The following is an 18,843-nucleotide window of genomic DNA, read 5'->3' as shown; positions in this document are numbered from 1 at the left end:
ACTTACTCCTTGTCCGCCAGATTGACCACACGGTTGGAGCGATCCACAGGCCGCACCTGCTGACCGTCGAGCAATACGTGAACCCCGGCGGCGACTACCCAGTCGCTGGCATTCAAGCCTTCGAGCACCGGCACACTTTTCTCGCCGAACGGGCCGATGCGCACTGGCGTCTTCTTCAGGGTGTTGTTGGCGCTGACGACCCAGACATAGGTCGCACCGTTCTCGGCAGTCAGGGCCGAAAGCGGTACTGACAGCGGCACACTGTCTGCCGATTGCACGAACACCCGGGCGCTCTGCCCGAGTTCAGCCGGGACTTTGCCGCTGGTGAACGAGATGCGCGCGGCGAAGGTACGGGATTTAGGATCGGCCGCCGGCGACAGCTCACGAATCTGCCCGGCGAAGCGCTGGTTCTGCTGGGTCCACAGTTCAACGGTCACTGGCTGGCCGACCTTGAACCGCCCGAAGCTCTGTTCCGGGAGGCTGATCGACACTTCCCGCTCGCCGTCGGTGGCGAGGGTAAACACGGTTTGCCCGGCGGCGACCACCTGCCCGACTTCCACCGAACGCTTGGCTACCACGCCGTCCTGCGGCGCGCGCAGCACGGCGTAACTGGCCTGGTTGGTCGAGACGTTGAATTCGGCTTTGATTTGCTTGAGGCGGGCTTCGCCGGAGCGGTAGAGGTTTTCCGCGTTGTCGTAGGCCGAACGGCTGACCATCTGCCGCTCCATCAAGGTTTTGTAGCGGTCACGCTCGGCGCGCACCAGGTTCAGATTGGCTTCAGCGGCGGCGACCTGGGCGCGAGTGGCTTCCAGTTGCAGGCGTACGTCCTGCGGATCGAGCTCGGCCAATGGTTGATCAGCCTTCACGCGCTGGCCTTCCTCGACCAGTCGTCGGCTGACTTTGCCGCCAATGCGGAACGCCAGATCGGGTTCGTAGCGGGCGCGAACCTCACCCGGATAACTTTCCATCGCCTGCGCCGAAGGCTCTGGCTGCACCACCATGGCCGGTCGAACGCTGACTGATGTCGCCTCTTCCTGACCGCATGCGGACAATAAAACAGCCAGACTGACTGGCACGGCAAAGGACAACGCATAGCGGAACATGGTGACGGACCTTTCGCTTATGGTGCTTGGAATATTTATACTGACCGGTATGGTATTAATAGCAAACTCACCAGTCCAGTATTAAAAGCGAAGAATGTCGAACAATCTTTCAGCTCCAAACGGCCCGGGCCGTCCGAAGGATCCAGCCAAGCGCCGGGCAATCCTCGATGCGGCGAAAACCCTGTTCCTGAGTCACGGCTATGCCAACACCAGCATGGACGCGGTCGCCGCCGAGGCGGGCGTGTCGAAACTGACGGTTTACAGCCACTTCAACGACAAGGAGACGCTGTTCTCCTCCGCGGTAATGGCCAAATGCGAGGAGCAGTTACCGCCGCTGTTCTTCGAATTGCCCGCCGGCATCCCCGTGGAAAATGTGTTGCTGAACATTGCCCGGGGCTTTCATCAGCTGATCAACAGCGACGAGTCGGTGAATTTGCATCGCTTGATGATGGCGCTGGGCACCCAGGATCCGAAGCTGTCGCAGATCTTCTTCGACGCTGGCCCCGAACGCATGGTGCAAGGCATGGAGCGGCTGCTCAAACGCATCGACGAGACCGGCGTGCTGAGCATCGACCTGCCGCGCAATGCCGCCGAGCATTTCTTCTGCCTGCTCAAGGGTGCGGGGAATTTTCGTTTACTGTATTGCTGCGGTGAACCGCTGAGCGAAGAAGCGGCAGAGAGTCATGTGCAAGAAGTGGTGGGGTTGTTCATGCGGGCGTATCGGCCCTGATTTTGCGGAGTTTTTGCGGACGCCTTCGCGAGCAAGCTCGCTCCCACATTTGAAATGCATTCCAAATGTGGGAGCGAGCTTGCTCGCGAATGGGCGCAACTCGGTCTCAGGGTTTTAACGCTTTCTTCGGGTAGATGTCATACCGACTGGATTTGCCATCCAGCGCATGGCTCGGCTTCGGCCCCTCAATACACGGCGCCTTGCGCGGGCGCTTGACCACCACCCGGTGTGTCGCCAGGGCCAGCGCCGCTTCGAGCAACGCCGGCGCATCCGGATCATCCCCGACCAGCGGCCGGAACAGACGCATCTCTTTCTTCACCAACGCCGTCTTCTCGCGGTGCGGGAACATCGGGTCGAGGTAGATCACCTGCGGTGGCTCGCCCTCCCAGTTGCGCATGACCTCGATCGAGTTGCCCTTGAGCAGCTTCATCCGCGCGACAATCGGCGCCACGTCGAAATCTTCCGCCGCCCGTGCCAGACCATCCTCCAGCAACGCCCCGATCAGCGGCTGGCGCTCGATCAGGCTCATCTCGCAACCCAGACTGGCCAGCACGAAAGCGTCCTTGCCCAACCCCGCCGTGGCGTCCAGCACCCGAGGGCGCACGCCTTGGGCGATGCCAACCGCCTTGGCGATCATCTGCCCGCTGCCGCCGCCGTACAGACGCCGGTGCGCCGCGCCCCCCTCGACAAAGTCCACCCGCACCGGTCCCGGCGCATCCGGGCCGAGCTGCTGCAGCTGCAAACCCTGCTCGCCCACCTGCAAGGCGAACTCGCCGTCGGCCACCTGCAGCGGCAGGCCCAGGCGCTCGGCCCATTGCTCGGCTTGCGCTTCAAACGTCGGGCCGAGGGCCTGGACATGGATGCGGCAGGCCGCGGGTTGCTCAATCATGAAAACACGCTCAAAAAAGTTAAGGATCGGCAAAAAGTGGCCGATAAACCAATCAACGCGCATTTTGCCAGAGCTGAGCGTCAACCGAAAAAAATGTCAGGCATTCTTCCCACATCGATTGGCTACATTTCGCCCAAGGGCGACTTCAGCCGTCATAACACTCAAGCATTGGGCGGCGTCAGTCACCTGTGGCAGGATTTCTTTGCCCAGGCCCTGGCCGAACAGACGAGTGATGTGGTGCCAGCCTGCGGCACGTTCCCACCGGTTGACCTGAACAGCCCGGAAGAACCGACCCTGGGCAGTGAGCTGCACGCGCACATCGTCGAGCAGCGTCAGTGCGATGTGGTCGAGACCGAAGTGCGTCCGCCGGAGCCGCTGTTCCTGCCGATCGCCGAGTTCGAAACCGATCTGCTGGACAAGCCGTTCCCACCGTTCCCGCCAGAAGAACTCAAGGCTCAGCAGGAGCAGCAAGACTTCGACAGCAGCTGGGTTCGCCCGATCGTGATCAACAACGGTCAGCCTGTGCCAGAGCCGGGTCCGGCGCCGCAGAAGAAGCCGCTGTACCTGCCGATTGCCGAGTTCGATCTCGACCTGCTGCAAAAACCTTATCCGCCGTTCCCGCCGGAAGAAATCGTCGAGCAGCAGAAAGCGCTCGACTTCGATAACGGCTGGGCGCGCCCGATCATCCTGCAGAACCTGCGCCTCGCCGCCTGATCCCTCAGCGACACACGCTCCAACGCCCGACATCGACATGAAAGTGATTGCGATGGGCGGCGTTGTAATCCGGACTCAACACCACACTGAACGCCTCACAGGCGCCATCGCGCACCTGACGCAGAAACTGCGCGTCCTGATTTTGCTTCGGCCAGTCTTTGAGCACACTGACGCTGCGCCCATCCGCCAGCCGAAAACCGCTGATGTCCAGCGCATCGGCACTGGCGTGGCGACTGAGCGCCCCGCTCTCGCGGTTGTAGACATTGCGGCAGGCAAAGCTGCCGAGGTGATCGATACGCGCCACAGACTGGCCGTAAAGCGCTTGCGCGGCAGGTTGCAGGGTATGTCGTTCAAACATCGCGTAAGCCACCGCCAACGGACAACTGGCGAGGAAGCTGCTGCTCAGCGCCACCTCGCCGCCCTGCACGCGCACGGCGCCAATCAGCGGGCACTTGGCGTCGGGACTGTCGGCTTGCGCGGTGACGCGCAGACCCGAGTGGCTCAGAACGTGTGCGCATAACTCGGGGTTATTGCGCAGGCGCATCAGCTTGAAACCGGTCAGCCAGTTCGGCGCGGCCTTCACGTCCAGCGGCGCCCACGGGTTCCACTCGGCCGGCACGTCGACCCAGCCGCGCCAGACGCTGACCACGGCGCCAGCAATCATCAACAGTACCGACAGCGCGATCCAGCGGCCCATGCTCAGCCTTTGAAGAACTGATTGGCCTGAGCGTACGGCATCGATTGCGCAGTGAAGCCGAAGGTGCCGTGCTGCTGGATCTCTTCAGCCGCGCGGAAAAACTCGCCGAACGCTGCCAAAGCCAGCGCCGAACCGGTGCTGATCCTGCGCACACCCATTTCTTCCAGCGCCTGCACGGTCAGTTTCAAACCGCCGGACATCAGCACGTTGACCGGTTTTGGTGCCACCGCGCGCACCACCGCCAGCACTTCTTCGGCGCTGCGCAAACCCGGCGCGTACAGCACGTCGGCGCCCGCTGCGGCAAAGGCCTGCAGGCGGCGGATGGTATCGTCGAGATCGGGATTGCCGTGCAAGTAGTTTTCCGCACGGGCGGTCAGGGTGAAGGGAAATGGCAGCGTGCGCACTGCGGCGACGGCGGCTTCGATGCGCGCCACAGCGTGTTCGAAGCAGTAGATCGGCGCGTCGGCACGGCCCGTGGCGTCCTCGATCGAACCGCCCACCGCGCCCGCCTCGGCGGCACGCAGCAAGCTTTTCGCACACTCGGCCGGGTCATCGGCGAAACCGTTTTCCAGGTCCACCGCCACCGGCAGATCGGTGACCGCGACAATTGCCCGGACATTGGCCAGGGTCTCATCGAGACTCAGGGCGCCATCGGCCTTGCCTTGGGAAAACGCATAACCGGCACTGGTGGTCGCCAACGCCTGATAGCCCAGACTGGCGAGCATTTTCGCCGAGCCGGCATCCCACGGGTTGGGGATGACGAAAATCCCCGCACCTTCATGCAGGGCCTTGAAGGCCTGGGCTTTGCGGGCTTGTTCTTGAAGGGCGTGGGCGTTCATCGGCAGGCTCCTGGGCAGGGGAAAAATCCGCCTTCAGAGCAAGCCGAGTTGCTCGGCGGCGGGTTCTCTGTATAGCTCAGGCAGGGACGGCAGGCCAGGCAAACGTTGCATCAATTGTGCGTGAAAACGTTGCGCCAGCTTCGCCGCCATCACGTTGTCGGCGGTGTGCAGGAAGATGTACGGCGTGCGGCCCTCTTCGATCCACTCGGCGATTTTCGCCACCCACGGCACCAGGAACGGATCGTTGGCTTCCAGCTCCGGATGGCCAATGAAACGTACCTGCGGGCACTGGGTGAAGGCCGCCGGGCGGGTCGGCACCCGAGGTTTTTTCGATTGCGCGTGGATCACCGAAGACTCGGTCGACAGGCAACTGAACAGCGCACGAGGATCGAGGCAGATGCGCTCCACGCCACGCTCAAGCAGCAGGCGATTGAGCAGACGCTCGCTCTCGCCCTTGGCGAAGAACTGTTCGTGGCGGACTTCCACAGCCAGTGGCCGGTCCAGCGCATCGATGAACGCCGTCAGCTCGGGCAATCGATGCGGGGTAAAGCTTTTCGACAGTTGCAGCCACAGCGGCGAAACCCGTTCGCCGAGCGGGCTGAGAAGATTCACGAAGGTTTCGGCGGCGGTCAGTTGATCGCGCAGGTCACCGCTGTGGCTGATGTCACCGGGAAACTTGGCGGTGAAGCGAAAGTGTTCGGGCATGGTCTCGGCCCAACGCTGCACGGTGACCGGCGACGGGCTGGCGTAGAAGGTCGTGTTGCCTTCGACGGCGTTGAACACTTGAGAATAAAGACTGAGGAAGTCGGAAGTCTTGGCGTCTTCGGGGTACAGATACTCGCGCCAGGCGTTTTCGCTCCAGGACGGACAACCGAGGTAGTAAGGCAGCGCCATCAGATGTACAGATCGAGGCCCAACACATCCGCATCCCAATCGACAAAACCGGCGGTGCTCAGGTAGCTGGCCAGGGCCATCGCTACGCTTTTGCTCATGGCGCGGTGATAAATCATGTCTTGCTGACGGGCAGGCAGATTGGCCAGGCGTTGTGCGGAGGCTTTGGCAGCGCGGGCGGCCAGTTGCTCTTCAGTCGGGAATTCCAGCTCGCCGTCGATATCGTCGACGGACTCATCCAGCGCCACATTGCCTTTGCGAGGCTTGCGCTTGATGGGGTAGGACTGAGAGGAAAGGCCGTCTATACGCATAATTTCATGCTCGGTATCGATGATGGCAATTTAGCGGCACTTGACCGACTTAGCAAACCGCCGAGTGATAACTAGAACACATAAAGCGTAAAAGGTTTAAAGCGCGGGGTTGGAAACTGACGATTGGCAGAATTTGGAATAAGACACGGAGTTTGTGGAGGGCTTTTGTGGTGAGGGGATTTATCCCCGATCGGCTGCGAAGCAGTCGTTGATTTTTGGGGCCGCTTCGCGACCCATCGGGGATAAATCCCCTCACCACAGAAGCTACCCCGCTAGAAGTCAGGACTCAGCAAGCCTTTGGAGTAGCGACTTTATCGCGCAGGTAAACCGGTTGCGCCTCGTCGGCAGGAATCGACTCACCGCGTTCCCAGGCAAATCGCGCCAGGGTCAGCAGGTCTTCGGCGTGAGGCAGCATGCCGGCGTCCTGACCGGACAGACTGACCGCGATCCGCTCGCCATAGCCCCAACCGGTGCCCGCACCGAACCAATCGCCGCTGGCATCGGCCGGCAGCGCCGCGGCTTCCGGTGGCAGCACCGCTTCGGCACCGACCAGACGCATCTCGCCGGCGGTCTCGCGGTAGCAGCCCCAATACACTTCATCCATCCGCGCATCGATGGCCGCCGCGACCTGGCTCACACCGTGTTCGCGATACGCGCGCTGTGCCAGTACCGCCAGGTTCGACACCGGCAGCACCGGGCGATCCAGCGCAAAGGCCAGACCTTGCACCACACCAATGGCGATCCGCACACCGGTAAACGCACCCGGCCCACGACCGAAGGCAATGGCGTCCACCGCTTGCAACGTGGTGCCCGCGTCGGCCAGCAGTTGCTGGATCATCGGCAGCAGCTTCTGCGCGTGCAGACGCGGGATCACCTCGTAATGGCTCGTGACCTTGCCGTCATGCAGCAAGGCAACGGAGCAAGCTTCGGTCGCGGTGTCCAGGGCCAGCAAGGTGCTCATCGATGTTTCCAAAACAGGTGGGAGAAAAAGGGCGTCAGTATAAACAACTACGGCCCGCAAGCGGGCCGTGGATGATGCAGCGGATCGGCTTTTTCAGCTCAGCGCTTCGAGCACCTTGGCGGTGATCGCTTCAACCGAGCCAACGCCCGGGATGTGGCTGTACTTCGGCTTGCCGTTGGCAGCGGAGAGCTTCTGGTAGAAATCCACCAGCGGCTTGGTCTGCGAATGGTAGACCGACAGGCGATGACGCACGGTTTCTTCGGTGTCGTCCTTGCGCTGCACCAGATCGTCGCCGGTAACGTCGTCTTTGCCAGCCACTTTCGGTGGGTTGTAGACGATGTGGTAAACGCGGCCGCTGGCCTCGTGAACGCGACGACCGGCGATACGCTGAACGATTTCTTCGTCTTCAACAGCGATTTCAACCACGGCGTCCAGTTCGACACCGGCAGTCACCAGGGCTTCGGCTTGCGGAATGGTGCGCGGGAAGCCGTCGAACAGGAAGCCATTGACGCAGTCGGGTTGAGCGATGCGATCCTGCACCAGCGCGATGATCAGGTCATCCGACACCAGGCCGCCGGCATCCATGATGCTCTTGGCTTGAACGCCCAGCGGAGTGCCGGCCTTGACCGCAGCACGCAGCATGTCGCCGGTGGAGATTTGCGGAATGCCGAATTTCTCGGTGATGAACTTAGCCTGAGTACCTTTACCGGCCCCGGGAGCTCCCAGCAGAATGACGCGCATCGATGTGCTCCTCAATTTTTTATATAGAAAACAACGGGATTCGCCTCTTTGGGCCAATCTCAAAAAAACGGGTCGTGGCCGCACAAACGGCCAAAGGCTGATCAAGATACACAGCAGGCTGCGCCCACACAAGACGCCAAAAGTCGGAGAAACCGGCGCCCGCCGCGACCTTGCGACGCGGTAACCCAAGTCGCAACCCCATCATTAACTGTCGCCTGCCCGCACTTTCTGCCTGTGTACAAAGCGGCACCCGGCCTGTGCACCGGGCGCCTGATACCACCGCAAAAACCTTAGCCGGTATTGCGCAAACCGGCGGCAATTCCCGCCACAGACACCAGCAGCGCCTGCTCCACCGGGCTGCCCTGCTCGACATTCTGCTGCCGCGAACGGGCCAACAGCTCGGCCTGCAATAGATGAAGCGGGTCGAGGTAAGTGTTACGCAGACGGATGAATTCCAAGGTGTCTGGGCTATGTGCCAGCAGTTGCGACTGACCGGTCAGGCCGAGCACCACCGTGCACGCCTGCGACAATAGGTCGCGTAACTGCGCGCCCAACGGCAGCAAGTCCGGCTCGACCAGACGCTGGTCGTACGACAGCGCGATGTCGGCGTCGGCCTTGGCCAGGACCATTTCCAGCATGTCGATACGGGTGCGGAAGAACGGCCACTGTTCACGCATCTGCCCGAGCAGTTCGCCCTCGCCGCGCTCCAGCGCCTTGCTCAACGCGCTTTCCCAACCGAGCCAGGCCGGCAGCATCAGGCGGGTCTGGGTCCAGCCGAAGATCCACGGGATCGCCCGCAGACTCTCGATCCCACCCGCACGGCGCTTGGCCGGACGGCTGCCGAGGGGCAAGCGTCCCAGCTCCTGCTCCGGTGTCGACTGGCGGAAATACTCGACGAACTGCGGATTCTCCCGCACCACGGCGCGGTACGCGGCGACGCCGTCGGCGGCCAGTTCATCCATCAGGTGCCGCCATTCCGGCGTCGGCGGTGGTGGTGGCAACAGCGTCGCTTCGAGCACCGCGGCCAGATACAGATTGAGGTTCTGCTCGGCGATGTCCGGCAAGCCGAATTTGAATCGAATCATTTCGCCCTGCTCGGTGGTGCGGAAGCGCCCCGCCACCGACCCCGGCGGCTGCGACAGAATCGCCGCGTGCGCCGGTCCGCCGCCGCGGCCCACGGTGCCACCGCGACCGTGGAACAACAGCAGTTCGACTTGCTGCTCGCGGCAGATCTCCACCAGCCGCTCCTGCGCGCGGTATTGCGCCCAGGCGGCGGCGGTGGTGCCCGCATCCTTGGCCGAATCGGAGTAACCGATCATCACTTCCTGCGGGCCTTGCAGCCTTGCGCGGTAGCCCGGCAACAGCAACAGACGCTCCATCACCGGCCCGGCGTTGTCGAGGTCGGCGAGGGTTTCGAACAGCGGCACCACGCGCATCGGCCGCAACACGCCGGACTCTTTGAGCAGCAACTGCACTGCCAGCACGTCGGAGGCGGCGCCCGCCATCGAGATCACGTAGGAACCCAAGGACGCGGCCGGTGCGGCGGCGATTTCCTTGCAAGTGGCGAGCACTTCCGCCGTGTCGGCGGACGGTTTGAAATGCGCCGGCAGCAGTGGCCGGCGATTGCTCAATTCGCGGGTAAGGAAGCTGATGCGCTGTTCTTCGTCCCAGTCTTCGTAGCGACCGAGGCCCAGGTAATCGGTGATTTCGGTCATTGCCGAACTGTGCCGCGTCGAATCCTGACGTACATCGAGGCGCACCAGAAACAGGCCGAAGGTCACCGCCCGGCGCAGGCAATCGAGCAACGGCCCGTCGGCAATCACGCCCATGCCGCATTCGTGCAGGGAGTTGAAACACAGTTCCAGCGGATCGAGCAGATCGCGGTTGTTGTGCAACACGTCGGCCGGCGCCGGTGTACTGGCGCTGAGCGAGGCATGCGCCCAATTGCGCGTGGCACGCAGGCGTTCGCGCAATTGCTTGAGCACCGCCCGGTAAGGTTCGGCACTGTCACCGGCCTTGGCCTTGAGTGCATCGCTGGCCTGCTGCATCGACAGCTCGGCGGCCAGATGATCGACGTCGCGCAGGTACAGGTCGGCCGCCATCCAGCGCGCCAGTAACAGCACTTCGCGGGTCACCGCTGCCGTGACATTCGGGTTGCCGTCACGGTCGCCGCCCATCCACGAGGCAAAGCGGATCGGCGCCGCTTCCAGCGGCAAGTGCAGGCCCGTCGCTTCATACAGCGCCTTGTCGGCCTTGCGCATGTGGTTGGGGATCGCCTGCCACAGCGAGTGTTCGATGACCGCAAAACCCCACTTGGCTTCATCGACCGGGGTCGGCCGGGTGCGGCGGATTTCCTCGGTGTGCCAGGCTTCAGCAATCAGCCGTTGCAGGGTGTTCTGGATCTGTTCGCGCTCGGCGCTGGTCAGGTCGCGGTGATCCTGGGCGGCCAGTTGCGCGGCGATCGCGTCGTACTTCTGGATCAGCGTGCGCCGCGCCACTTCGGTCGGGTGCGCAGTCAGCACCAGTTCGATTTCCAGGCGCGCCAGTTGCCGGGCCAGGGATTCGGCGCTGTGGCCTTCGTTGCGCAGGCGAGCGAGCAGTTCCGGCAGTACGCGGGATTCGAACGGCGCAGGCTGCGACTCTTCGCGGCGATGAATCAATTGATACTGCTCGGCGATGTTCGCCAGGTTGAGAAACTGGTTGAACGCCCGCGCCACCGGCAGCAGTTCGTCTTCGCTCAGCTGATTGAGGCTGGCGCTGAGCTCGGCGTCCATCGAGCCACGGCGATCAGCCTTGGCGCCCTTACGGATCTGCTCGATCTTGTCGAGAAATTCCTCGCCGTACTGGTCGCGGATGGTATTGCCCAACAGTTCACCCAACAGGTGAACGTCCTCGCGCAAGCGTGCATCAATATCGGTCATCAGCAGTTCTCCAGCGGTAATCGGGACGGCGCAGAAACGAATGCTTTGCCCAGAGAGTGCCGCTCTACGGCGCTTCTTACAAGCAGACGACGAAGGGACTTTAAACCTTGCGGCTTGAAGCTAGTCTCAACAGTAAGCCGCACAACGGCTTGCCGGCCGCGCCGGACACTCACCCGATCCTGCCATGAGCAGGTACGACATGAGGTCATCATGAAAATCCGTGAACTCGCCCAGCATTGGGAAGAAAACGCCAAGGGTCGCCTGACCGACACTGGCTACACGATTCATCTGGACGTCGAGGCCGCTGCGCGACTGGCGGCGATTGCCGAGATGTACCCCAAACGTCATCCGGAAGAACTGCTCGGCGAACTGATCGGCGCCGCGCTCGAAGAGTTCGAGGCGAGCCTGCCGTATGTGAAAGGTTCGACGGTGGTGGCGACGGATGAAGAAGGTGATCCGCTGTATGAGGACGTCGGGCCGACGCCGCGTTTTCTGGCGCTTTCACGCCGGCATTTGCAGGATTTGTCGACTGCTGCCGGCAAGCAAAAACACTGATCAGACAACACAAAAACCTGTGGGAGCGGCGGTGCGACGTTTCGACTTGCCCGCGATGGCGTCAGTTCAGTCACATCAGTGTTGAATTTGATGGGCTGGCAAGCCAGCTCCCACAGGGATCGTATCCTTCTCCGCTTCTGCACGCTTTTTACCCCGCGCGTACCTCTCCACGCCTCCAAAGTTCCCGGTTTAGAGCCTTGTCGACTTGGTCAAAAAAACTTTTGGCGATAGGCCATCTTTTCTGAACTTTTGAAAAACGCCTTCGGTCGGAAGCTGTAACCACGCCTGGAACGAGCGTTTCAAAAACGCGCTTTTACACGACGCTTGCGGCTCCTCGACCAGGATGGATTTTCGGTTTTATCAGGAGTTAAACAATGGAGTTGAAGACCATGAAGACCCAAACCTCGTTCTCCCACCTGCGCGGTCTGAAACTGGCTGCTCTGGCCATCGGTACCAGCTTCGTACTGGCCGGTTGCGCCGGTAACCCGCCAACCGAGCAGTACGCCGTGACCCAATCGGCGGTCAACAGTGCGGTCAGCGCCGGTGGTACCGAGTTCGCTGCTGTGGAAATGAAGCAGGCGCAGGACAAGCTCAAGCAAGCCGAAATCGCCATGCACGACAAGAAGTATGAACAAGCTCGCACCCTCGCCGAGCAAGCCGAATGGGACGCTCGCGTAGCAGAACGCAAGGCTCAGGCTGCCAAGGCCGAACAGGCTGTGAAGGATTCCCAGAAAGGTGTTCAGGAACTGCGTCAGGAAAGTCAGCGCACCGTGCAGTAAGCGCGCATCCCGAATCGCAAAGCTGAAACTTTTATCGATAGAAAGGACGACAAATTATGCGTAAGCAACTGATGATCCCCGCTCTTCTGGCCGCAAGCGTTGCCCTGGCTGCCTGCTCCACCCCGCCTAACCCGAACCTGGAGCAGGCACGTACCAACTACGCCGGCCTGCAGGCCAACCCACAGGCAAGCAAAGTCGCGGCCCTGGAAACCAAAGACGCCAGCGATTACCTGGACAAGGCCGACAAGGCTTACCTGGACAAGGAAGACGCGGCCAAGGTTGACCAACTGGCCTACCTGACCAACCAGCGCGTGGAAGTGGCCAAGCAGACCATTGCCCTGCGCACCGCTGAAAACAACCTGAAGAACGCTGCCGCGCAACGTGCCCAGGCCCGCCTGGACGCTCGCGATCAGCAGATCAAACAACTGCAGCAGAGCCTGAACGCCAAGCAGACCGATCGCGGTACCCTGGTGACTTTCGGTGACGTGCTGTTCGCCACCAACAAGGCTGATCTGAAGTCCAGCGGTCTGGTGAACATCAACAAACTGGCGCAGTTCCTCCAGGAAAATCCGGATCGTAAAGTGATCGTCGAGGGTTACACCGACAGCACCGGCTCGGCTTCGTACAACCAGTCGCTGTCCGAGCGTCGCGCGACTTCGGTTCAAGTCGCGCTGATCAAGATGGGCGTAGATCCTTCGCGCATCGTGGTTCAGGGTTACGGCAAGGAATACCCGGTTGCCGACAACGGCAGCGTTTCCGGTCGTGCGATGAACCGTCGTGTGGAAGTGACCATTTCCAACGACAACCAGCCAGTGATGCCACGTTCGGCGGTCAGCTCGAACTAAGCAACACGCGCTAACGCAAAAGCCCCGCCTGAGTGATCAGGCGGGGCTTTTTCAAGATCAAAAGATCGCAGCCTTCGGCAGCTCCTACAGGGATCGTGTTCCAATGCAGGAGCTGCCGAAGGCTGCGATCTTTGGCTTTTATGGCTCGAGTTTCTGCGGGGTTTCCTGGCCCATGCAGCGCACGGCTTTTTTCTGCGCATTGATCAGCACCCCGGTCAGGCCTTTCTGCTCGGTGTCGAACAGCACCAGCACGCCGTCGATGCACTGCGCCACCTGCGGCGCCGGGTCCAGCGAGACTTTGTAGTCTTCGCCCGGCACGGTCTTGAGCATGGTGAATTCGTTGAGCAGCAGCGCATCCTCGGGTTTGGCGAAGTGCAGGTAGCCGTAATACCACAGGGCACCAACGGTGCCGAGGATGCTGCAGATACCGGTGATGATCAGCGGGATGGCGTTACGTTCTTCAGTCATTGCGGACTCTCATCTTCAGAATTCGGGGGTTGCGGATAATTGGGGATCTCGCCGAGGCGGCGCAGGCCGTTGAAGTGCTCGGGATCTTCCAGATAACGCAGCATCACTTGGCGCCAGACCGGGTCGCCGAAGGTCTGTACGTGGCCGCCGCGGGTCAACTGCAACACCCGTGGTGGCGGCGCTGCCTGATACAGGCGGATGGCGTTGGACATTGGCACCAGTGGGTCGTCGATGCTGTGAAAGATCAGTTTCGGCACACCGTTAAGCTGCGGCATCGAGTTGATCGCACTGTCGCCGTCCGGCACCAGCCACGACAACGGCACTTGAAACGGCCAGGTCAGCCACGACGTGCTGAGGGCGTACTGACCGACGCTGCGGTAACTGGCGGGTACACCGTCGAGCACGAAGGCTTTCAGCTGTTTCTGCCGCTCGGGGTGCTGCACCAGCCAATGCACGGCCATTGAGCCGCCGAGGCTCTGGCCGAGGAGGATCAGCGGCTTGCCTTTGACCTCTGGCGCCTGATCCAGCCAGGCGAACGCGGCGTCGATGTCCTGATAGATCGCCGGCAGACTCGGCTCGCCCTCGGACAAGCCATACCCGCGATAATCCACCAGCAGCACCTGATAGCCGTTTTTCGGCAACCACCAACTGCCACCCAAGTGCATCGGCAGATTGCCGCCGTTGCCGTGCAGGTGCAGGACTGTGCCTTTGACCTCGACACCGGGCTTGGCCGGCAGCCACCAGGCATTGAGCTTGAGGCCGTCGGCCGTGGTCAGGGTGACGGTGCGGTATTCGAGCCTGGCTTTTTCCGGGGTGAAGATCTGGCCCGGTTCGGGGTAAAACAACAGCGAACTGCAACCGCCGAGGGTCAGGAGCAGGCAAAGGATGCCGAGGATTCTCATCCGGTGAAACCTCGCAGAATTCGGGTTGAAAACAATAATTGTGTCAACAAATAACCCTGTGGGAGCTGGCTTGCCAGCGATAGCGGTGGGTCAGCCAACATCAATATTGACTGTCAGACTGCAATCGCTGGCAAGCCAGCTCCCACAGGGTTTGTATGTGGTTCAGAGGATATTGGAGTAATCCGCCTCGATCCGGTCCAGGCTCAAGTGATTGAGGAAGTTGGAGAAGCACATCCAAGCCGACAGCGCGTTCATGTCGCGGAACTGTTCCGGCAGGTATTTCGGCGGCACCACCAGACCTTCATCGACCAGTTGACGCAGGGTACGCATGTCCTCCAGCGTGGTCTTGCCGCAGAACAGCAGCGGTACCTGCTCAAGCTTGCCCTTACGCACGGCCAACTGAATGTAGTTGTAAACCATGATAAAGCCCTTGAGGTAGGACAAGTCTTTGGTGAATGGCAGACCGTTCGGCGTCGAGCCTCGGAACACTCGACTGGCGTTGCCGTAGCTTTCGGCCATTTCGAAACCCTGTTCGCGGAAGAACTCGAACACCTGCAAAAAGTCCGCGCCTTCCTCGACCATGTGAATGGCACGGGTACGGTTGGTCAGTTTGCGCAAGCGACTCGGGTAGGAGGCAAAGGTGATGATTTCCATCAGGATCGCCAGGCCTTCCTGGGTCACTGTCGACGACGGTGGGCCCTTGGACAGGAAGGTGCAGATCGGCTGGTTCAGGCCGTTAAGCGTGGTGCCGACATGCACCAGGCCTTCGTGGACTTCCAGTGCACGCACGTCGCGGTCGTTGAACAGCGCGTCGGTGCGGATCTTGATGTAGTCGGCACCTGCCGCCGCGTCGGCGACGATGCCGTCGGACTCGAACACGCGGATGGTTTCCTCGGCCTCGCCGAACACCTTGTTCAACCGGGTTTGCAACAGGTGTACGGCATCCTTGGCGGTGAGGACCTTCGGTTCGTCTTTCAGGTCGCCGCGGCCGTCGATGTTGTTCAGGTAGTCAGACATCATCAAGCCAAGGTCGGCCAGGGTCGGGTCGCCGGCGTGGAACGCATCGGACGCGGCGCCGTACAGCTCTTGCGAGATCAGGCCGAAATCTTCGGTGCCGCGCGCTTCGAGCATGCGCACCACCATGCGGTATTCCTTGCACATGCGCCGCATGATCTGCCCGACCGGGTTGAACTGGCCGAGCTGGCGGGTGATGTCGCGTTCGATGTTCTGGAACTCGAGTTTGACCTTGCTCGAATCGAAACTCAGCGGCCGATTGAGGTAGTAGTCGCGATCCACCGCCGGCATTTCCTTGCCCTTGGCCTTGAGAAAGCCCTTGCGGATGTTCTCGTCCCACTTCACCGCATCGAGCACGCGGATCGGCGTCTGCGCCAGCACAATGCGATCGGACAACGTGCGTATCGTCTGCTGGTAATCGTCCACCCGAAACTCCTGTAGAAAACTGAATTATTTGGCGCGGGCCTGGCGCTGATAGCGTGCGGCCTCGACGAAGACATCGGAATTGGCCGGATCGTCGAGGTAAGCAAAGACCTTGTCGAGGCTACTGTCGACCTGCACGCCGTCGCCGTCGTCCTCAGTCTGGAATGCCTTGCCGTCGAGGGCTTGCTGCTTGATCGCCTGATTGATCTGTTCGAGGTCGAGGTTGTACACCACCAGCTCGTGTTTGTCGGTGAGTTCGAACCCGGCGATGGTGTATTGGCCACCGTAACGCGCCGGCACTTTCGCCGACAGGTACCAGCGACTGCCATGGCGCGACACGGTGAACGCGTACGCCTCACGCTCGTGAGGCCGGGCCTTGAACCAGGTGATCGCCTGATAGCGATCATGGCCGACGCGGGTCAGCTCAAGGTTCATCGGCTCGCCCCAGGCATTGGTGCTCGACCACGTGCCCAGCAGGCCCTTGGGCGCCGACTCACTGGCGGGCAGCGGATCCTTGAAAGTCACCAGACAACCGCTGAGCAGCAGGAACGACAAGGCGATCAGCACGCCACGCCAGGCTTTCATTCAATACTCCCATGAACTCGCAATACCTCCCCTGTAGGAGCTGCCGCAGGCTGCGATCTTTTGATCCTGATCTCTTAAAGCAAGATCAAAAGATCGCAGCCTGCGGCAGCTCCTACATTGGGATCGGTGTCAGACGGACAACAGGGCTTACACCGAGGCCAGGACCAGATGCATGTACCGCGTCAGAATCCCGAGCATGTCCTGTTCGGCCAAAGGCTCGGCGTCGTTGAGCAGGCCCTGATATTCCATCCGTCCGATAATCGCCGTCAACACTTTGGCATCCTGTTGCGGTTCACGCGAGCCCAGGACCTGGAACAACTGGCAGGTGCCCTGCAGCAGGATCTGCTGATGCGAGCGCACCAGATCCGCCAGGCGCGGGTTGAGCAGTGCTTCCTGGCGGAACGCCTGCTCGGCCATCAGGTGCTCGCGACGGTTGACCAGTTGCCGGTGCACATAGTCGGCCATCAGCCGCGCGATGTCGTCGGCCAGTTGCGAGCGCGACTCGGGGCTGCCGTCGCCACTGACGACCATCTCGCGCAGCAAGCCTTCGTTGTTGATCCACAGCTTGGCCATGTAGGCCGCGCTGCGTTCGACGTATTGGGCGAAGGTATCGGTGAGCAGGTCATCGATGTCCTTGAAGTAATAGGTGGTGGCCGACAGCGGCACACCGGCCTCGGCCGCCACGGCCCGGTGGCGCACGGCGCGCACGCCGTCGCGCACGACAATGCGCATCGCCGCGTCGAGAATGTCCTGTCGACGCTGCTCACTGCCCTGTCGGCTGGCCTTGCGGCCCTGGTACTGAACACTTTCAGCGACCGCAGTGGCGATACCCGCTGCACCTTCTTGAGCGATTGCAACCATCACGACTGGACTTCCTCTGCTATTGCAAAATTAACCAATTGATACATTTGTACCAGACAGGCAATAAAAAGCCGCCTGTTTTAGGCGGCTTTTTAACTGAAACGTTTACGCTTGCGGTCGCATGTGCGGGAACAGGATCACATCGCGGATCGATGGCGAGTTGGTCAGCAACATCACCAGACGGTCGATGCCGATACCTTCACCGGCCGTTGGCGGCATGCCGTACTCCAGCGCGCGCACGAAGTCGGCGTCGTAATGCATGGCTTCGTCGTCGCCGGCGTCCTTGTCGGCCACCTGCGCCATGAAGCGCTCGGCCTGGTCTTCCGCGTCGTTCAACTCGGAGTAGGCGTTGGCGATTTCACGGCCGCCGATGAACAGCTCGAAACGGTCGGTAACGTTCGGGTTCTCGTCGTTACGACGAGCCAGCGGCGACACTTCGAACGGGTACTGAGTGATGAAGTGCGGCTGCTCCAGCTTGTGCTCGACCAGTTCTTCGAAAATCATCACCTGCAATTTGCCCAGACCTTCGAAGCCCAGCACCTTGGCGCCGGCCTTCTTGGCGATGGCGCGCGCCTTGTCGATGTCGTTCAGGTCATCGGCAGTCAGCTCAGGGTTGTACTTGAGGATCGAGTCGAACACCGACAGACGGGCAAACGGCTCACCGAAGTGGAACACCTTGTCGCCGTACGGCACGTCGGTGCTGCCCAGCACCAGTTGCGCCAGTTCACGGAACAGCTCTTCGGTCAGGTCCATGTTGTCTTCGTAGTCGGCGTAAGCCTGGTAGAACTCCAACATGGTGAATTCAGGGTTGTGACGCGTCGAAACACCTTCGTTACGGAAGTTGCGGTTGATCTCGAACACCTTCTCGAAACCGCCAACCACCAGACGCTTGAGGTACAGCTCAGGCGCGATACGCAGGAACATTTCCATGTCCAGCGCGTTGTGGTGGGTTTCGAACGGCTTGGCCGCTGCGCCGCCAGGAATGGTCTGCAGCATCGGCGTTTCGACTTCGAGGAAGTCGCGCTTCATCAGGAAGCTGCGGATGTGCGCGATCACTTGCGAACGCACGCGGAAGGTCTGGCGTACTTCTTCGTTGACGATCAGGTCAACGTAACGCTGACGGTAGCGCTGCTCGGTGTCGGTCAGGCCGTGGTGCTTGTCCGGCAGCGGGCGCAGCGACTTGGTCAGCAGGCGCACGTTGGTCATTTCGACGTACAGGTCGCCCTTGCCGGAACGCGCCAGGGTGCCTTCGGCGGCAATGATGTCGCCCATGTCCCAGGTCTTGACGGCGGCCAGGGTGTCTTCGGACAGGGTTTTACGGTTGACGTAGACCTGGATGCGCCCGGTCATGTCCTGGATCACCATGAACGAGCCACGGTTAAGCATGATGCGACCGGCAACCTTGACCGGAATTGCAGCCTCGGCCAGCTCTTCCTTGGTCTTGTCCGCGTATTTCTTCTGCAGATCTTCGCAGTAGTTTTCGCGGCGGAAGTCGTTCGGGAAGGCGTTGCCCTTGGCGCGCTCGGCAGCCAGCTTTTCCTTGCGCAGGGCGATCAGGGAGTTTTCTTCCTGTTGCAGGGCTTGCGGGTCGAGTTGTTGGTCGCTCATGTCTTC

Annotated in this window: 20 protein-coding genes; 5 read left to right on the top strand and 15 right to left on the bottom strand. The window is 61.2% G+C overall.

Annotated features, from left to right (window positions below; translation table 11 throughout):
* Positions 1 to 2: 2 nt before the first annotated feature.
* Positions 3 to 1,103, bottom strand: coding sequence for an efflux RND transporter periplasmic adaptor subunit (locus HXW87_RS09390; protein ID WP_047292822.1), 1,101 nt, complete (start codon positions 1,101 to 1,103; stop codon positions 3 to 5).
* Positions 1,104 to 1,197: 94 nt separating this feature from the next.
* Between HXW87_RS09390 and HXW87_RS09385 the strand changes: the two genes are divergently transcribed.
* Positions 1,198 to 1,833, top strand: a complete 636-nt coding sequence (locus HXW87_RS09385; protein ID WP_041063295.1) for a TetR/AcrR family transcriptional regulator — start codon at positions 1,198 to 1,200, stop codon at positions 1,831 to 1,833.
* Positions 1,834 to 1,939: 106 nt separating this feature from the next.
* Here the strand turns inward: HXW87_RS09385 and HXW87_RS09380 are convergent, their stop codons facing one another.
* On the bottom strand, positions 1,940 to 2,719 hold the full coding sequence (locus HXW87_RS09380; RefSeq protein ID WP_239779145.1) for a class I SAM-dependent methyltransferase: 780 nt from the start codon (positions 2,717 to 2,719) through the stop codon (positions 1,940 to 1,942).
* 96 nt (positions 2,720 to 2,815) lie between these two features.
* Here HXW87_RS09380 and HXW87_RS09375 point away from each other — a divergent pair, with 96 nt between their 5' ends.
* Complete coding sequence (locus HXW87_RS09375; RefSeq protein WP_239779144.1) at positions 2,816 to 3,436, top strand: energy transducer TonB; 621 nt, start codon at positions 2,816 to 2,818, stop codon at positions 3,434 to 3,436.
* Positions 3,437 to 3,440: 4 nt separating this feature from the next.
* Here HXW87_RS09375 and HXW87_RS09370 read toward each other — a convergent pair whose 3' ends face one another.
* The 7 genes from HXW87_RS09370 to ppc form a co-directional block, all read right to left on the bottom strand.
* Entirely contained in the window at positions 3,441 to 4,133 is a 693-nt protein-coding gene (locus HXW87_RS09370; RefSeq protein ID WP_182403951.1) for an extensin family protein, read from the bottom strand.
* A gap of 2 nt (positions 4,134 to 4,135) precedes the next feature.
* The gene (locus tag HXW87_RS09365) at positions 4,136 to 4,972 is read right to left on the bottom strand and encodes an isocitrate lyase/phosphoenolpyruvate mutase family protein (protein WP_239778809.1); all 837 of its coding nucleotides are present in this window, start codon (positions 4,970 to 4,972) and stop codon (positions 4,136 to 4,138) included.
* A 33-nt stretch (positions 4,973 to 5,005) separates the two neighbouring features.
* Positions 5,006 to 5,866: a DUF72 domain-containing protein gene (locus tag HXW87_RS09360; RefSeq protein ID WP_239778808.1), complete on the bottom strand. Its 861-nt coding sequence runs from the start codon at positions 5,864 to 5,866 to the stop codon at positions 5,006 to 5,008.
* Positions 5,866 to 6,174 carry a hypothetical protein gene (locus HXW87_RS09355; protein ID WP_003222071.1) on the bottom strand — a complete coding sequence of 103 codons (309 nt, stop codon included), beginning with the start codon at positions 6,172 to 6,174 and terminating at the stop codon, positions 5,866 to 5,868. Before HXW87_RS09355 ends, HXW87_RS09360 begins: the two co-directional genes overlap by 1 nt.
* 286 nt (positions 6,175 to 6,460) lie before the next feature.
* Positions 6,461 to 7,135 carry a tRNA (adenosine(37)-N6)-threonylcarbamoyltransferase complex dimerization subunit type 1 TsaB gene (gene tsaB / locus HXW87_RS09350; RefSeq protein WP_239778807.1) on the bottom strand — a complete coding sequence of 225 codons (675 nt, stop codon included), beginning with the start codon at positions 7,133 to 7,135 and terminating at the stop codon, positions 6,461 to 6,463.
* Between the two features lie 93 nt (positions 7,136 to 7,228).
* Entirely contained in the window at positions 7,229 to 7,876 is a 648-nt protein-coding gene (gene adk / locus HXW87_RS09345) for an adenylate kinase (protein ID WP_025112233.1), read from the bottom strand.
* A 290-nt stretch (positions 7,877 to 8,166) separates the two neighbouring features.
* On the bottom strand, positions 8,167 to 10,797 hold the full coding sequence (gene ppc / locus HXW87_RS09340; protein ID WP_239778806.1) for a phosphoenolpyruvate carboxylase: 2,631 nt from the start codon (positions 10,795 to 10,797) through the stop codon (positions 8,167 to 8,169).
* Between the two features lie 210 nt (positions 10,798 to 11,007).
* Here ppc and HXW87_RS09335 point away from each other — a divergent pair, with 210 nt between their 5' ends.
* The 3 genes from HXW87_RS09335 (at position 11,008) to HXW87_RS09325 (ending at position 12,976) form a co-directional block, all read left to right on the top strand.
* Positions 11,008 to 11,352: a hypothetical protein gene (locus HXW87_RS09335; protein ID WP_007964220.1), complete on the top strand. Its 345-nt coding sequence runs from the start codon at positions 11,008 to 11,010 to the stop codon at positions 11,350 to 11,352.
* A 374-nt stretch (positions 11,353 to 11,726) separates the two neighbouring features.
* Positions 11,727 to 12,131 carry a DUF4398 domain-containing protein gene (locus HXW87_RS09330; protein WP_007964219.1) on the top strand — a complete coding sequence of 135 codons (405 nt, stop codon included), beginning with the start codon at positions 11,727 to 11,729 and terminating at the stop codon, positions 12,129 to 12,131.
* A 56-nt stretch (positions 12,132 to 12,187) separates the two neighbouring features.
* Positions 12,188 to 12,976: an OmpA family protein gene (locus HXW87_RS09325; protein WP_047292806.1), complete on the top strand. Its 789-nt coding sequence runs from the start codon at positions 12,188 to 12,190 to the stop codon at positions 12,974 to 12,976.
* A gap of 138 nt (positions 12,977 to 13,114) precedes the next feature.
* On the opposite strand, the gene HXW87_RS09320 is transcribed toward HXW87_RS09325, so the two are convergent.
* The 6 genes from HXW87_RS09320 to lysS all read right to left on the bottom strand — a co-directional run bounded on the left by HXW87_RS09320 (position 13,115) and on the right by lysS (position 18,837).
* On the bottom strand, positions 13,115 to 13,444 hold the full coding sequence (locus tag HXW87_RS09320) for a hypothetical protein (RefSeq protein WP_007964217.1): 330 nt from the start codon (positions 13,442 to 13,444) through the stop codon (positions 13,115 to 13,117).
* Positions 13,441 to 14,346: an alpha/beta hydrolase gene (locus HXW87_RS09315; protein WP_131671899.1), complete on the bottom strand. Its 906-nt coding sequence runs from the start codon at positions 14,344 to 14,346 to the stop codon at positions 13,441 to 13,443. Before HXW87_RS09315 ends, HXW87_RS09320 begins: the two co-directional genes overlap by 4 nt.
* Positions 14,347 to 14,508: 162 nt before the next feature.
* Positions 14,509 to 15,786, bottom strand: a complete 1,278-nt coding sequence (locus tag HXW87_RS09310; protein ID WP_047292802.1) for a flavohemoglobin expression-modulating QEGLA motif protein — start codon at positions 15,784 to 15,786, stop codon at positions 14,509 to 14,511.
* Positions 15,787 to 15,810: 24 nt separating this feature from the next.
* Positions 15,811 to 16,368 (bottom strand): hypothetical protein, encoded by a 558-nt coding sequence (locus tag HXW87_RS09305; RefSeq protein ID WP_239778805.1) that lies wholly within the window; start codon positions 16,366 to 16,368, stop codon positions 15,811 to 15,813.
* 147 nt (positions 16,369 to 16,515) lie between these two features.
* A complete protein-coding gene (locus HXW87_RS09300; protein ID WP_007964212.1) occupies positions 16,516 to 17,229 on the bottom strand; it encodes a TetR family transcriptional regulator in 714 nt (237 codons plus the stop codon).
* A gap of 105 nt (positions 17,230 to 17,334) precedes the next feature.
* The gene (gene lysS, locus HXW87_RS09295) at positions 17,335 to 18,837 is read right to left on the bottom strand and encodes a lysine--tRNA ligase (protein ID WP_041063265.1); all 1,503 of its coding nucleotides are present in this window, start codon (positions 18,835 to 18,837) and stop codon (positions 17,335 to 17,337) included.
* Positions 18,838 to 18,843 lie beyond the last annotated feature (6 nt).

It is taken from the genome of Pseudomonas sp. Y5-11, from assembly GCF_022368695.1.
Taxonomy (GTDB): domain Bacteria; phylum Pseudomonadota; class Gammaproteobacteria; order Pseudomonadales; family Pseudomonadaceae; genus Aquipseudomonas; species Aquipseudomonas parakoreensis.
The sequence above is the reverse complement of the archived record's forward strand: the minus strand, read 5'-3'. Positions and strand labels throughout refer to the sequence as shown.

What these genes read in the sequence shown, in the direction of transcription:
- HXW87_RS09320 (WP_007964217.1), bottom strand. Translation starts at nt 13,444, where the DNA reads ATGACTGAAGAACGTAACGCCATCCCGCTGATCATCACCGGTATCTGC.
- lysS (WP_041063265.1), bottom strand. Translation starts at nt 18,837, where the DNA reads ATGAGCGACCAACAACTCGACCCGCAAGCCCTGCAACAGGAAGAAAAC.
- tsaB (WP_239778807.1), bottom strand. Translation starts at nt 7,135, where the DNA reads ATGAGCACCTTGCTGGCCCTGGACACCGCGACCGAAGCTTGCTCCGTT.
- HXW87_RS09305 (WP_239778805.1), bottom strand. Translation starts at nt 16,368, where the DNA reads ATGAAAGCCTGGCGTGGCGTGCTGATCGCCTTGTCGTTCCTGCTGCTC.
- HXW87_RS09390 (WP_047292822.1), bottom strand. Translation starts at nt 1,103, where the DNA reads ATGTTCCGCTATGCGTTGTCCTTTGCCGTGCCAGTCAGTCTGGCTGTT.
- HXW87_RS09325 (WP_047292806.1), top strand. Translation starts at nt 12,188, where the DNA reads ATGCGTAAGCAACTGATGATCCCCGCTCTTCTGGCCGCAAGCGTTGCC.
- HXW87_RS09365 (WP_239778809.1), bottom strand. Translation starts at nt 4,972, where the DNA reads ATGAACGCCCACGCCCTTCAAGAACAAGCCCGCAAAGCCCAGGCCTTC.
- HXW87_RS09300 (WP_007964212.1), bottom strand. Translation starts at nt 17,229, where the DNA reads ATGGTTGCAATCGCTCAAGAAGGTGCAGCGGGTATCGCCACTGCGGTC.
- HXW87_RS09385 (WP_041063295.1), top strand. Translation starts at nt 1,198, where the DNA reads ATGTCGAACAATCTTTCAGCTCCAAACGGCCCGGGCCGTCCGAAGGAT.
- HXW87_RS09355 (WP_003222071.1), bottom strand. Translation starts at nt 6,174, where the DNA reads ATGCGTATAGACGGCCTTTCCTCTCAGTCCTACCCCATCAAGCGCAAG.
- adk (WP_025112233.1), bottom strand. Translation starts at nt 7,876, where the DNA reads ATGCGCGTCATTCTGCTGGGAGCTCCCGGGGCCGGTAAAGGTACTCAG.
- HXW87_RS09375 (WP_239779144.1), top strand. Translation starts at nt 2,816, where the DNA reads ATGTCAGGCATTCTTCCCACATCGATTGGCTACATTTCGCCCAAGGGC.
- HXW87_RS09315 (WP_131671899.1), bottom strand. Translation starts at nt 14,346, where the DNA reads ATGAGAATCCTCGGCATCCTTTGCCTGCTCCTGACCCTCGGCGGTTGC.
- HXW87_RS09370 (WP_182403951.1), bottom strand. Translation starts at nt 4,133, where the DNA reads ATGGGCCGCTGGATCGCGCTGTCGGTACTGTTGATGATTGCTGGCGCC.
- HXW87_RS09330 (WP_007964219.1), top strand. Translation starts at nt 11,727, where the DNA reads ATGGAGTTGAAGACCATGAAGACCCAAACCTCGTTCTCCCACCTGCGC.
- HXW87_RS09360 (WP_239778808.1), bottom strand. Translation starts at nt 5,866, where the DNA reads ATGGCGCTGCCTTACTACCTCGGTTGTCCGTCCTGGAGCGAAAACGCC.
- HXW87_RS09335 (WP_007964220.1), top strand. Translation starts at nt 11,008, where the DNA reads ATGAAAATCCGTGAACTCGCCCAGCATTGGGAAGAAAACGCCAAGGGT.
- ppc (WP_239778806.1), bottom strand. Translation starts at nt 10,797, where the DNA reads ATGACCGATATTGATGCACGCTTGCGCGAGGACGTTCACCTGTTGGGT.